Source organism: Roseateles sp. PN1, assembly GCF_038419725.1.
Classification (GTDB): domain Bacteria; phylum Pseudomonadota; class Gammaproteobacteria; order Burkholderiales; family Burkholderiaceae_C; genus Paucibacter_A.
Map to the genome: position 1 here is coordinate 46328 of NZ_JBCARA010000019.1, position 13305 is coordinate 59632.

General features: G+C 64.4%; 12 protein-coding genes. 6 read left to right on the forward strand and 6 right to left on the reverse strand.

The features are described from left to right. Positions 1–45: 45 nt before the first annotated feature. The 4 genes from AABB87_RS21850 to AABB87_RS21865 all read right to left on the reverse strand — a co-directional run bounded on the left by AABB87_RS21850 (position 46) and on the right by AABB87_RS21865 (position 6293). Complete coding sequence (locus AABB87_RS21850; protein ID WP_341973423.1) at positions 46–2811, reverse strand: PAS domain-containing hybrid sensor histidine kinase/response regulator; 2766 nt, start codon at positions 2809–2811, stop codon at positions 46–48. Further along, positions 2808–4082 carry an HD-GYP domain-containing protein gene (locus AABB87_RS21855; RefSeq protein ID WP_058718783.1) on the reverse strand — a complete coding sequence of 425 codons (1275 nt, stop codon included), beginning with the start codon at positions 4080–4082 and terminating at the stop codon, positions 2808–2810. The genes AABB87_RS21850 and AABB87_RS21855 overlap by 4 nt, the downstream gene beginning before the upstream one ends. Before the next feature lie 106 nt (positions 4083–4188). Beyond that, the gene (pncB, locus tag AABB87_RS21860) at positions 4189–5415 is read right to left on the reverse strand and encodes a nicotinate phosphoribosyltransferase (protein ID WP_341973424.1); all 1227 of its coding nucleotides are present in this window, start codon (positions 5413–5415) and stop codon (positions 4189–4191) included. A gap of 8 nt (positions 5416–5423) precedes the next feature. Then, the gene (locus tag AABB87_RS21865) at positions 5424–6293 is read right to left on the reverse strand and encodes a cysteine hydrolase (RefSeq protein WP_341973425.1); all 870 of its coding nucleotides are present in this window, start codon (positions 6291–6293) and stop codon (positions 5424–5426) included. A 135-nt stretch (positions 6294–6428) separates the two neighbouring features. Here AABB87_RS21865 and AABB87_RS21870 point away from each other — a divergent pair, with 135 nt between their 5' ends. Genes AABB87_RS21870 through AABB87_RS21885 form a run of 4 tightly spaced genes read left to right on the forward strand, consistent with a single transcriptional unit; the run spans position 6429 to position 9988 of the window. After that, positions 6429–7562, forward strand: coding sequence for an ABC transporter permease (locus AABB87_RS21870; RefSeq protein ID WP_341973426.1), 1134 nt, complete (start codon positions 6429–6431; stop codon positions 7560–7562). 34 nt (positions 7563–7596) lie between these two features. Beyond that, positions 7597–8367 (forward strand): ABC transporter ATP-binding protein, encoded by a 771-nt coding sequence (locus tag AABB87_RS21875; RefSeq protein WP_341973429.1) that lies wholly within the window; start codon positions 7597–7599, stop codon positions 8365–8367. Next, complete coding sequence (locus AABB87_RS21880) at positions 8364–9371, forward strand: MlaD family protein (RefSeq protein ID WP_341973430.1); 1008 nt, start codon at positions 8364–8366, stop codon at positions 9369–9371. Before AABB87_RS21875 ends, AABB87_RS21880 begins: the two co-directional genes overlap by 4 nt. Continuing rightward, positions 9368–9988 carry a PqiC family protein gene (locus AABB87_RS21885; protein ID WP_341973431.1) on the forward strand — a complete coding sequence of 207 codons (621 nt, stop codon included), beginning with the start codon at positions 9368–9370 and terminating at the stop codon, positions 9986–9988. Before AABB87_RS21880 ends, AABB87_RS21885 begins: the two co-directional genes overlap by 4 nt. A gap of 42 nt (positions 9989–10030) precedes the next feature. Here AABB87_RS21885 and AABB87_RS21890 read toward each other — a convergent pair whose 3' ends face one another. Beyond that, a complete protein-coding gene (locus AABB87_RS21890) occupies positions 10031–10456 on the reverse strand; it encodes an Lrp/AsnC family transcriptional regulator (RefSeq protein WP_295077522.1) in 426 nt (141 codons plus the stop codon). 167 nt (positions 10457–10623) lie between these two features. Between AABB87_RS21890 and AABB87_RS21895 the strand changes: the two genes are divergently transcribed. Further along, positions 10624–11679 carry an ornithine cyclodeaminase gene (locus AABB87_RS21895; RefSeq protein WP_341973432.1) on the forward strand — a complete coding sequence of 352 codons (1056 nt, stop codon included), beginning with the start codon at positions 10624–10626 and terminating at the stop codon, positions 11677–11679. A gap of 18 nt (positions 11680–11697) precedes the next feature. Here the strand turns inward: AABB87_RS21895 and AABB87_RS21900 are convergent, their stop codons facing one another. Then, positions 11698–12141, reverse strand: a complete 444-nt coding sequence (locus AABB87_RS21900; protein WP_341973433.1) for an HIT family protein — start codon at positions 12139–12141, stop codon at positions 11698–11700. A 57-nt stretch (positions 12142–12198) separates the two neighbouring features. Here AABB87_RS21900 and AABB87_RS21905 point away from each other — a divergent pair, with 57 nt between their 5' ends. After that, entirely contained in the window at positions 12199–13230 is a 1032-nt protein-coding gene (locus AABB87_RS21905; protein ID WP_341973434.1) for a Bug family tripartite tricarboxylate transporter substrate binding protein, read from the forward strand. Positions 13231–13305 lie beyond the last annotated feature (75 nt).

Sequence of the window (13305 nt, forward strand, 5' to 3'; positions counted from 1 at the left end):
TCGCCGGCCATCCATGCGGCCTTGAATGCCGCAATATCTGCAGGCTCAGGTCGGCGCCGGCAATGCCAGCACCGCCTCGGCCAGTTCGCGCAAGGCTGCCACCGTGGCCTGTAGCTGCTCGGGCAGTGTGGCCAGCCAGGCGGCATCGGGCGCATTGCCTTGCTCCAGCTGGGTTTCGCCACTGTCCAGAAACTGGGCCAGACGCTCGGCGCCCAAGATGGCGGCCATGCCTCGGCAGGCGTGCACCTGAAGCTGGGCGGCCGCCAAATCACCCGCATGCAAGGCCGCCTCGACCTGGCCCGGCAGTTCGCTCGCTGACGTGGCAAAGCCCAGCACGGTGCGCTGGTACATCGCCGCCTTGCCCATGAAGCGGTCCACGGCCAGCTGGATTTGAATGCCCTCGCCCAGCGCCCGTTCCAGCAGCGGCGCCGGCACCTGCAAGGTGGCGAATTTGGGCGCCGCTGACGCGCTCGCTTCCTCTGAACCGGCCGACGTGGGCCGGCATAACTTCCGAATCAGATGCACTAGGCGATCCAGATCAAAAGGCTTGCCCACATGCTCGTCCATTCCCGCGGCCAAGCAATCGTCGCGGTCCGAGGCCATGGCATTGGCCGTCATCGCCACGATGGGCAGGCGCAGGCCCAGCTCCTCGCGCAGGATGCGGGTGGCGGTGTAGCCGTCCATCACCGGCATTTGCACATCCATCAACAAGAGGTCAACCGAGCCCACCTCGGCCCTCATGAAGTCCACCGCCTCCTGCCCATTCGAGGCCAGGCGAACCGTGGCGCCGGCGTCTTCAAGCAGCTCCTGCGCAACCTGCTGGTTATTGAGGTTGTCCTCCACCACCAGCAAGCGAATGCCTGCCAGCGGGGCCAACTCGGCGCTTGCAGACGCAGCGCCAAGCTGTGCGCTGGCGGCGGCAGCGTGCTTGTCCGGACTCAGCGCCTCACGCAAAGCTAGCGCCATCAAGGGCTTGACCAGGAAGGCGCTCAGCTGCGCTTGCTCGCCCTGTGTCAGCGCTTCGAGCTGCAGCGCCGTGCCGCTCATGACGATAGGCAGCTCGGCCAAGCCGGGCTGGGCCCGCAGCTGGGCCAGGCAGGCCCACACATCTTCACCCGGCAGCAGCGCGTCCACCAGTGCCAGGTTCAGCGCCAGGCCGTCGGGGGCGGACGCAGCCATCAAGGCCTGCGCCTCGGCCACGCTGGCTGCCGCCACCACTTGCCAACCCTCGGCCGTCAAGAGGCGGCGCAACACGTCGCGGGCCCGCGCGTTGTCATCAATCAGCAAGGCCAGGCCCTGCCGCGGCGAGGCTGGGCGCGGGGCGCTGACACCAGGCTCGCCTTCGGCCTGCACCAGCGGCAAGTCGAGCTGAAAACTGAAGCGGCTGCCCTGACCCAAGGCGCTTTGCAGCGTGATCTGACCGCCCATCAATTCCAGCAAGCGCATGCTGATGGCAAGCCCCAAGCCGGTGCCTCCGAACTGGCGTGTGGTGGAGGTTTCAGCCTGGCTGAAGCCGGAAAAAATCTTGGCATGGTGCTCCGGCGCGATACCGATGCCGGTGTCCGTCACCGTGAATTCCAGGCGGGCCGCCTCTGCATCGCGCTGCAAGAGCTTGACGCCCACCACCACCTCGCCGCGGGCCGTGAACTTGAGCGCATTGCCGGCCAGGTTGATCAGCACCTGCAGCAAGCGCAAGGCATCCACCTGCAGCAAGGGCGGCAGTTGCGGATCCAGATCAAACAGCAAGTCCACCGGCTTGGCGCCCACATTGGCGGCCAGGATCACCGACAAATCGCGGAAGACCTGCGTCAAGGCATGCGGCTGCGGGTCCAGGGCCAGCTTGCCGGCCTCGACCTTGGAGAAGTCAAGAATGTCGTTGAGCAAGCCCAGCAACGAGCGCGCCGCGCCCTCGGTCTTGCTGGCGTAGTCGCGCTGGCGCGTGCTGAGCTCGGTGCGCTGCAGGAGTTTGAGCAGGCCCAAGATCGCGTTCATCGGCGTGCGGATCTCGTGGCTCATATTGGCCAGGAAACGGCTCTTGGAGCGCGAGGCTTCCTCGGCCTCCTGGCGGGCGTGCACGAAATCGCTGATGTCGTGGAAGCTGTAGACCAAGCCGATCACCTCGCCGCGGTCCATCTGCGGGCGGGCACGGCGTTCAAACAAACGGCCGTTCTTGAGCTTGGTGATTTCGCAGACTTCGTGACCCGCCTGTTGGCTGAAGGCGTCGAAGTCGTCTTGCAGCTCCCACGGCGTGCTCAGCTTGTCCATCAGGCAGGCGATGATGGCTTCGCTGTCTTGCAGCAGCACGGCCTCGGGGATCTCCCACATGGCGCTGAAGCGGCGGTTCATATTGACGATCTGGCCGGCCGAATCGAGCACCAGAATGCCTTCCCAGATCGATTCCAGGGTCGCCTGCAACTGGCCCGACAGCGCCGCCAACTGGGCCTCGCCGCGCTTCAGGCTGGCGCCGTCACGCACCCGCAGCACCAAGACGTCTTCGAAGTCACCCCGCAAGCGGCGGATCGACTTGATCACCGGCAGCGCCACCCCGTCACCGCAGATGTACATGGACTCAGCGTTGTCGATATCGCTGCCGCCGCCCATGCGCACATCTTCCCAGTAGAAGATATCGGCCAGGCTGCTTTCCACCTCGGTGATGGAGCGCCCAACCAGCGGCGTGGCTTCATAGCCCAGGGTGACTTCGGCCTGCCGATTCGCCGAGATGATGTTGAGCGACTTGGGGTCCACCACCAAGAGCATCTCGGAGCTCTGGTCGCACATGACGCGATCCAGGGTGGCAGCATCCCAGCTCATGAGGGCTTGCCTCCGTCAAAGAAGTAGTTGACCCGCTTGCGCGGCGCCAGGTACTCATACACCGCGGCCGGCAGCTGGCTGGGGCGGTAGGCCTTGCTGATGTGGACATCGCCCTCTTCGTTGAGGTCCAGCATCATGGCTTCGCTCTTCGGAATGCCCGCGTCGTAGGTGATGACGGTGGGCTTGAGCGGCCGGGCGGCGTTGACGCGAATCACCAGGCCAATCACATCATTGGACAGGCCCACGATGGTGCCCGGCGGGTACACGCCCATGAACTTGATGAAGGCCTGCAAAAAGCGCGGATCAAAGCGGCTGCGCTGCTGCGCGAACATCTGCGACAAGGCCTCATGCGGTGTCAGCGAGTTGGCGATATTGGGTGCGTTGCAGAGGTTGTCGTAGGTGTTGATGACTGCGACCAGGCGGGCCAAGGGGTCGATCGCCTCGCCCGACAGCTTCTTCGGATAGCCGCTGCCGTCAAAGGCCTCGTGGTGCTGATAGATGATGTTGCAAAGCACATTGGACAGGCCAATCTTCTTCGCCAGGTCCAGACCGTACTGGCAGTGCAGCTCACGCGCCTCGCGCTCAAACTTGCTCAAGGGCCCGGCCTTGCGCATGATGTTCTCGGGAATGTCATTGAGCCCGATGTCATGGAACACCGCCGCCATGCCCACCATCTTGACCAGCTCGGCCGGCATGCTCATCTCCTTGCCCAGCACCATGGCCAGCACGGAGACATTGAGTGAGTGCAGGTAGACATCCTCGTTGCCGGGCTTGTCGCCCATCACCTGAATGGCCAGATCCGGCGCCGCCAGCATCTCGTCGACGATGCCGCCGATCAGCTCGGTGGTGTCATTCAGCGCCTGCTGGGGCTGCGAGTAAATGGTTTTGTTGATGCCTTTGATGACCCCGGCGGCATTGGCGAAGGCGCGCTCCACTTTCTCAATCTTCTCGCGGTGCTCGGCCAACTGCTGAATGCGCTGCTGCTTGGCGGCCATCAGGGCGGCCAGCTCGGCCTGGCGGGCCAACTCCTCCGCGGTGGGCGGCGCCGGCGGCTGCTCGCTCTTGGCTAAGGGCTTCACATCGCTCAAGGACGGCGCCCAGCGCACACTCGCCAGGCCCAGGCTGCGAATGGTCTGCAGCTGCTCTTCGGTCTTGATCTTGAAGTTATTGAAGTTGAAGGGGTGATCCATCCAACCCACGTCCAAGTAGACGTAAACGCCCACGCGCAACTGATCAACGGTGATGCGATGTTCGTTTTCTGCAGCAGACATGGCGGCAATTATTTGAGCATGTTTCCAAGCGCTTGGGGCAGTCGAATCAGTGCCAGAAGCGCGCAGGCTGGGCTGGCAAACTGGGCAGGACGTTCAGCTCTTTAACTCATACGGCGGCAATTCCGAAGACCTGGCGCAGATAGGCCAGGAAGGTTTGGTCCTCGCACATGGTCTTGCCTGGGCTGTCGCTCAGCTTTGCCACCGCCTGGCCATTGCAATGGGTCAGCTTCATGACGATGTTCAAGGGCGTCAGCCCCATATCGTTGGAGAAGTTGGTGCCGATGCCAAAGCCCAGCTGGGTCCGATCAGCGAAATGGCGGTACAGGGCCAGGGCGGCGGGCACATCCAGGCCATCGGAGAACACCAGGCGTTTGGTGTGCGCGTCGATGCGCAGCTTGGCGTAATGGGCCAGAGCCTTCTCGCCCCAAACATAGGGGTCGCCGGAGTCATGCCGCAAGCCGTCAAACAGCTTGGCGAAATAGAGATCGAAGTCGGCCAAAAAGGCGTCCATGCCGACCACATCGGTCAGCGCCACGCCCAGGTCGCCGCGGTACTCCTGCACCCAATCTTCCAGCGCGGCTTTTTGATGGTCGCGCAGGCGCACGCCGGTGGCCTGGTAGCTTTGCAGATACTCATGCGCCATGGTGCCGATGGGCACCAGGTCAAGGTCGCGGGCCAGCAAGACATTCGAGGTGCCTTTGAAGAACTGCGGCACCTCGGCCTTCAAGGTGGCCACCATCTCGCGCTGCCAGGCGCCGGAAAAGCGCCGCCGCACGCCAAAGTCAAACACCTCGAAGGGATGGGCGCGCCGGGGCTCATGTTCGAAGGCGCGCAAGTCGGCAATCTTGCTGGCCAGGCGTTCGCGGCCCAGGCGCAGCGCACGGGCTTGGTCAAAGCGGCGGAAGTAAAGCTCGTTGACGATGGCCAGCACATAGATCTCAAAGCCCATCACATGGACTTGCGGCCCGCGCGCCACCAGGGTCAGGTCTTGCCGCCCATCGACCTCGCTCACGCCTAACTCTATGAAGTCACGCTGGAAGCGAAAAATGCGCAGGAAGTCGATGAAGTCAGACTTCATGAAGCGCAGGCCGCTCAGGTAGCGCAGCTCGTCGGGCTTGAAGCTGAGCGCACACAGGGCGTCCAGCTCGCGCGCGATATCGGGCAGCAACTCGGCCAGCGGGTAGTCAGGCTGGGAGCGGCAGGCGAACCGGTACTCGGCCTGCGCCTGCGGGTGGCGGTGCAGCATGGCCTGCCACATGGTGAATTTGTAGAGATCGGTCTCCAGCAAGCTGCCGATGACGGGGGCCGCAGATGAGCCCACTGCGTCACTCACAGCGCCACTCACAACGCCGCCTCGGCCAGCCACTGCCCACTGCTGCACACGCGCAAACCGCGCGCCTGCATCTCATCCAAAAAGACCTGGCTCTGGGCCTCAAAGCCGGCCACCGGGCTCATGCAATCGCTCAGCAGCACGATGCGGCCCAGCAGATCGGCCGGCCAATGCGCCACCAAATGTTCCAGCGTGGCTTTGACGCAATGGCTGCTGGCCTCACCGGCCACCAGCAAGGTGCCGGCTGTCGCCAGGCTTTGCTGCAAGCCCTGGTTGAACTGGCTGGCGGGGTCGGCGGCATCGGGCACTTCGGCCTGCAGGGCGCTGTAATGCTCGGTCCAGGGGTTGCTGCCTTTGAGGATCTTGCGTACCGGCAGCAAACGCGACTCTTCCCAGGCGCTGCAGGCCGCTTGCACATCGGCATGCACCGCATGACCCCAGGTGCCGATCTCGCAGTGCACCGGCCAGACCATCAGCTGGTAGCGCCCACCCGCCTCCAGCGCATCCAAATAAGCCTGGCAGCGCGGGACCTGCGCCGGATCACGCGGGCGGAATTGGCCGGCACGCAGCGCCTCGGCGCTGATGATCGTGAAGGGCGGCACGGGCTGAGCGCTGGCGTCCTGCCACCAAGCAGGATGGGCGATGTCCAGGCGATGGTGCGAGTCCAAGGTGAGCGTGATCGCATCCAGCTTTGCCTGGCAGGAGCGCATGAACTGGGCCAGTCGCTGCATATCGGCATGAGCGCCAGGCACTGGCAGTGCGGGCGACAGCCTGCCCCCAGTGGCCGGATCGGGCGCTCGATAGGCCTCGGGCAGATCGCAAAAGTCGTTCTGCGGATCGATGATCAGCAAATGCAGGGGATGGAGGAGTTGGCTAGGCACGATGAGAATTGAATCTTCGAGGCCTTCAATGTACAAGGGACGCCAGGAGTCTGCGCGGCGGCATTTGCTGATGCGACACTGCGGCAACACCCCAAATAACTTGCGAGAAGAATGACAGAAGTCCCGCGCATACCCATGAGCGAAGAACGCTTCCGCGTTCTGCCTGAGCCGCAGGCGGCCTCCGTGCGCTGGGTGTTCGCGGGCTCATGGCGCTTGAGCGACCGTTTACCCCAAGCAGCCGAGTTGATCGCCTTTGCCGCCGAGAGCAAAGCCGAAGGCACCACCATCAGCCTCGACGGCCAGCAGCTCAGCGCTTGGGACAGCGGCTTTGCCGTTTTGATACGCGGCCTGATCCAGCAACTGCAGGCCCAGGGCGTGCAACTGGACCTCAGCGCCCTGCCCGACGGTCTGCGGCGCTTGCTGCACCTGGCCGCGCAGGGTGAGCCACCCGACGCGCCCCACGCCGTCGCCAACATCGGCTTCATCCATCGCCTGGGCCTGCTGACGCTGGAGATCGGCGCCGATATGCGCGCCTTCGCCCGCTTCATCGGTGAGCTGCTGCAAGCCACCGGCGAGGCGCTGCGCGGCAAGGGTTCGTTTCGGGCCCGCGACTTCTGGAGCATTGTTGAGCAATGCGGGCCGCAAGCCTTTGGCATCGTTTCCTTGATCAGCTTTTTGGTCGGTTTGATCCTGGCCTATATGGGCGCGGCGCAATTGGCCCGATTTGGCGCCCAGGTGTACATCGCCGATCTGGTGGGCATTGGCATGGTGCGGGAAATCGGCGCGCTGATGACAGGCATCGTGGTGGCCGGCCGCTCAGGCGCGGCCTTCGCGGCCCAGCTGGGCACCATGCAGGTCAACGAAGAGATCGATGCCTACCGCACCGCCGGCATGGCACCGATGCGCTATCTGGTGCTGCCCCGCATGCTGGCCTTGATCTTGATGATGCCCATGCTGACCATCTACGCCAGCGTGATGGGCATTTTGGCCGGCCTGAGCGTAGCGGTGCTGGTGTTCGGCCTGGACGCCACGGCCTATTTCAGCCAAACCGTAGAGACGCTGAGCCTGACCGACTTTGGTGTCGGCCTGGCCAAGTCCTGCGTCTACGGGGCGATGGTGGCGCTGGCAGGTTGTTTGCGCGGCATGCAGTGCGGGCGCAGTGCGCAGTCGGTGGGCGAAGCGGCCACCTCGGCGGTGGTGACCGGCATCTTGCTGATCGTGGTGACGGCCTCGATGTTGACCATCGTGTTCTACAAACTGGGCATCTGAGCCGGTGTAACCAGCAGCCACGACACCAGCGACCATGAGCGACACCGCCCCTATCGTCATCGACGCGCTCACCATGGCTTATGGCGAGCGGGTGATACAGCGCGACCTCAACTTCGCGGTGCAGCGCGGGGAAATCTTCGTCATCATGGGTGGCAGCGGCTGCGGCAAGAGCACGCTGCTGCGCCACATGATCGGCCTGCAAAGCCCCGCCCAAGGCCGGGTGCTGATCAAGGGCCAGGACTTCTGGGCCAGCAGCGCGGCAGAGCAAGCCCAGCTGCAGCGCCAATGCGGCGTGATGTTTCAAAGCGGCGCGCTCTGGAGTTCCCTGACCCTGAACGAGAACGTGGCCCTGATCATCGAGCAACACCTGGCCCTGAGCCCCGCCGAGACCAGCGCCCTGGCCAGCTTCAAGCTCGACTTGGTGGGCTTGCGTGGCTTTGATGATTACTACCCCAGCGAGATCAGCGGCGGCATGCGCAAGCGCGCGGCCTTGGCGCGGGCCCTGGCCATCGATCCGGAAATCCTTTTCATCGACGAGCCCTCGGCCGGGCTGGACCCAATCAGCTCCAAAAACCTGGACGATTTGATTTTGGAACTGCGCGACAGCTTAGGCGCCACGGTGGTGATGGTGACCCACGAGTTGCCCAGCATTCTGGGCATTGCCGACCGCTGCGTGTTTCTGGACGCCAAGACCCGTACCATGATTGCCTTGGGCAGCCCGCAAGCGCTTTTGAACAGCGGCCCGCCCCAAGTGAGCAGCTTCATGAGGCGCGGCAAACCGGCCGCAATGAGTGAGCCCCAATGAGTAAAAAAGCCAACCCGACCTTGATCGGCAGTTTCGTCATCGCGGCCTGTCTGCTCGCCTTTGTGGGCGTCTTGCTGCTGGCGCGCGGCACCTTGTTCAGCCGACCGGAACGCGCGGTGATGTATTTCGAAGGCTCGGTCTACGGCCTGCAGGTGGGCGCGCCGGTGGTGTTTCTGGGCGTCAAGGTGGGCCAAGTCAGCAAGCTGGGCATCACCGTGGCACCGAACAGCAAAAAGTTTCTGATCCCGGTGGTGGTGGAGTTCTCGCCCGAGGCGGAGCGGCGCCTGCGCGTCACGGGCTTGAGCGATCTGGACAGCATGCGCCACCTGGGTCTGCGCGCCCAGCTGCAAAGCCAGAGCCTGCTGACGGGCTTGCTGCTGGTTGATCTGAGCCTGCAGCCCAACACGCCCGAGAAGCTCTATGCCCTGAGCAACGAGATGGGTGAGATCCCCACCCTGCCCTCACGCTTCGACCAAATGACGGCGCGCCTGGAGCAATTGCCGGTCGAGGAAATGGTGGCCGATCTGGGCAGCACCATGCGGGCCATCAAGGTGCTGGTGAACTCGCCCGAGCTGAAGAATGTGATCGGCAATGCCGGCGGCACGCTGGACAGCCTCAAACGCACGCTCAAAGCGATCGAGCGGCTGGAACTGCACATCGAACAGCAACGCGTGCTGCCGCAAGCCACCGAATCTCTCGCCGCCATGCAGCAAGCGGCCAGCAAGACCGGCGCAGCCATGGAAAACTTAAGCCAGCTGACGGCTGAAAACTCCGCCACGCTGACCAGCTTGCGCAAGGGCCTGGACGAAGTGGCCGCCGCCGCACGCAGCTTGCGCGAGATGACCGGGCGCGACTCCACCGCCGTGTGGCAGCTGGAACAAACCGTGCGCGAGCTGGAGAACACCGCGCAAAGCCTGCGCCAGCTCAGCGACGCCGTCGAGGCCAAACCCGATGCGCTGATCTGGGGCCGCAAGCCCCAGCCCGAGAACAGGAATCAACCGTGAAGCCAAGCCCGCACCATTTCGCCGCCAGCGCGGCCGCCCTTGTTGGCGCGCTGCTGCTGAGCGCCTGCGCCAGCGACGCCCCGCCGCCGCGCAGCGTTGCTTTGCAGTCCTTGCAAGCCATGCCCCCAGCCACGCAAGTTGCCAACAGCAGCGCCAGCAAGGCCAGCGTGGTGGTGGACCGGGTGATCCTGCCCGACCTGATCCGGCGTAACCATCTGCTGGAGCGGATTGCCGCCGGCGAAGTGCACTACCGCGACGTGGCGCGCTGGGCCGAGCCCCTGAGTGAAGCCGTGCCGCGCGTGCTGGCGGATGACTTATCGGCCCTGCTCGGCCGCAGCGTGACGCTGAGCAAGCTGCGCCCGCAAGCCAGCACCAGCGACCCGGCCTGGCTGCTGTGGCTGGATGTGCGCAGCCTGGAGGCCGACGGCCAGGGCCGCGTCACGCTGGAAGCGCACTGGAGTTGGCTGCGCGAAGGCAAGCCGGAAGTGCGCTGGCAGCAGGGCCGCTTCGAAGCCAGCGCCAGCAGCCGCGACCCCGAGCGCATTGCCTATGCCCATAGCCAGGTGCTGCAGCAGCTGGCCCAAGCCATGGCCGCAGAGCTGGCCCGGCAACCCTAGCCCGGCCGCCTGCCTGCCCGCTAGCCCGGCTGAGGCAGGAATCTACGAGGCCTTGTAGCTCTGCAAGTGAATACTGGTCTCGGTGGCGCCAATGCCCTTGATCAGGCGCACCCGCTCCAGCACCTCGGCCAACTCACCCAGGGTGGCGGCACGCAATTCGGCCAGCAGATCCCAGCGGCCATTGGTGTCGAACAGGCCCGCCACGCCGGGCTCACCCAGCAAGATGCTGATCACCTCGCGGGTCTTATTGCCCTCCACCGCAATGCTCATCCAGGCGGTGATCTCGTTGGGCGTTTCGTCCGGCCGTAAACGCACGGTGTAGCCCACGATCACGCCCGCATCTTCAAGCTTGGCGATGCGATTGGTGACGGTGCCGCGCGAGACCTTGAGCTTGTGCGCCAGGGTCGCGACCGAGCTGCGCGCGTCCGCCCGCAGCAGGGCCAGCAGTTGTTGGTCCAAGGTGTCCATATTGTCATTCTGACAAATTAGTCTGCCGATATGGCAAATTTCTAGCGATTCTCGGGCATTTCAGCGGCTTCTCTTTCACTCTGCAGGCGAGAAGAATGGCGACACCGAAGCAATGACCTGCCCGGCACCGTACCGGGCGAAGGCAAAAACCCTTTTGGAGACAGCCCATGACCACCCTGCTCAACACCCAAGACATCGCCCGAATGGCCCAGGCCCTGGGCGTGCCCGCCCTGCTGCAGCGCATGTGCAGTTACATCGAAGCCGACTATCTGCGCTGGCAAGAGTTTGACAAATGCGCCCGCGTGGCCAGCCATTCCGCCGATGGCGTGATCGAGCTGATGCCGATTGCCGACGCCCAGCTCTACACCTTCAAATACGTCAACGGCCACCCCAAGAACACCCAGGCGGGCCTGCCCACCGTGATGGCCTTGGGCGTGCTGGCCGATGTGGCCACCGGCCGGCCCGAATTGCTCAGCGAGCTGACCCTGACCACCGCCCTGCGCACCGCCGCCACCTCGGCCATGGCCGCCAAGCAATTGGCCCGCCGCAATGCCAAGTCCATGGCTCTGATCGGTAACGGCGCGCAAAGCGAGTTCCAGGCCCTGGCCTTCCACCACCTGCTGGGCATCGAAGAGATTCGCCTCTTTGACCTCGACCCCGCTGCAAGCGCCAAGCTGATGCGCAATCTGCAAGGTCAGGCCGGCCTGCGCCTCAAGCTGTGCAAGAGCATTGCCGAGGCAGTGCGTGGCGCCGACATCGTCACCACCGTGACCGCGGACAAGACCAATGCCACCATCCTCACGCCAGAGATGATTGAGCCCGGCATGCACATCAACGGTGTCGGTGGCGACTGCCCCGGCAAGACCGAGCTGCACCCCGCCGTGCTGGAGATGGCCAAGGTGTTTGTGGAGTTCGAGCCGCAATCACGCATCGAGGGTGATGTTCAGCAGATGCCGGCCGACTTCCCGGTCACCGAATTCTGGCGCGTGCTCAAGGGCCAAGCCCAGGGCCGCGACAACGACGCGCAAGTGACCGTGTTTGATTCGGTGGGCTTCGCGCTGGAAGACTACTCCGCCCTGCGCCTGCTGCGTGATCTGGCCCGTGAGCTAGGCCTGGGCCAGGACGTCAGCCTGGTGCCCAGCATGGCCGACCCGAAAGACCTGTTCGGCCAGCTGCAGCAGCGCCCGGCGCCCATGTTGGCGGCCACCTTGGCCGCAGCCTGAAAAGGCATCAGGGCCTGATCAGGCCAATCCAGCCAGCGCAGCCAGCACGCGCTGATCCAGCTCGGCCAAAGGCAGCGCCAGCCGAGCCGCCGCACCACCCGCCACCTCGCGCTTGGCCTGGCCCCAGATCGGGTTGGGGAAATGGCTGTCCCAATCAAAGCGGGCGATGAGGTGCCAATGCAGATGCGGCACCATATTGCCCAGGCTCGCCAGATTGATCTTGGTGGGCGCCAGGGCCTCCATCAAGGCCCGCTCCACCGCCGCCACGGCGGCCATGCAGTCCACGCGCTCGTCCTGCGAAAGATCGCTGAACTCAGCCACATGGCTGGCCCAGATCAGGCGGTAGAAGGCGGGGAAGTTGCTGTCGTCCAGCACGCGCACCACGCGCCACTGCGCGCTTTGCGCCACCAGCAAACCGCCACTCTCCTGGCACAAAGGACATTGGGGCTGAATATTGTTCATTTGTGCTCACGGGCTGACTAAGATGCGCAGACTTTAGCAAGCACAAGCGATAGGCCCATGACCCACACGCCAGCAGCCCAAGTCAAGACCAAGGTCCACACACGCCGCCAGGCCATCCTCAAGCTAACGGCCAGTTTGGGCGCCACGCTGCTGGCCCCAGGCCTCGCTTCAGCGGCCGCCGAGACGAGCGGCACCTGGCCCAACAAACCGATCAAGTGGATCGTGGCCTACCCGGCCGGCGGTGGCTCCGACTTTTTGGCCCGCCAGTTGGCACCCGCCCTGGGCAAACAGCTGGGCCAGACCCTCGTCATCGACAACCGCCCCGGCGCCGGAGGCAGCATAGGCACCGACGCGGCCGCCAAGTCGCCTGGCGATGGCTACACCCTGCTCAGCGGGGACAACGGCGCGATGATCTTCAACAGCGCCATGTACAAAAAGCTGCCCTACGCAGCCAGTGACTTCACGCCGGTAGGCATGATGGCGCGCTTCCCGCTGATTCTGGCCGTTAACCCCAGCTCAGGCTTCAGCAGCGCGGCCCAGTGGCTGGCCGAGATCAAGAAGAACCCGGGCAAGTACAGCTATGCCTCGCCGGGCATCGGCAGCCCGCACCATCTGGCCATGGAGCTGATCAAGCAGCGCAGCGAGAGCTTTGTGGTGCATGTGCCCTACCGAGGCACGGCCTTCGCGATTCAGGATGTGATGTCGGGCATTGTGCCGATGGCGATTCTGGACAGCGCCGCCGGCCTGTCCCAAATCCGCGCCGGCAAGCTCAGGGCCTTGGCGGTGCTGAGCAAGACCCGCCTCCAGCAACTGCCCGATGTACCCACCTTCGAGGAGCTGGGACTCAAGGGCGTGGAAGTGTCTGCCTGGCAAGGTCTGTTCGTACCCAAGGGCACGCCCGAGCCCATCGTGCAGCGCCTGACGCTGGAGATGAACAAGGCCATCGCCCTGCCCGAGGTGAAGGCCCGGCTGGAAGAGTTCGGCCTGCAAGTCATCCCCGGCGACGGCGCCAGCCTGGCGCGCTATCTGCAGCAGGAAACGCAGGTCTGGCACACGCTGATCAAAGAGCGCAAGCTGTCGGCGGAGTAAGCGCCGAGCGGCCAAGCTGACCGTTCAGGGGTCAGGTCTTGCCCGCCAATCCCTAGCGAACGATCTTTGCAAGAC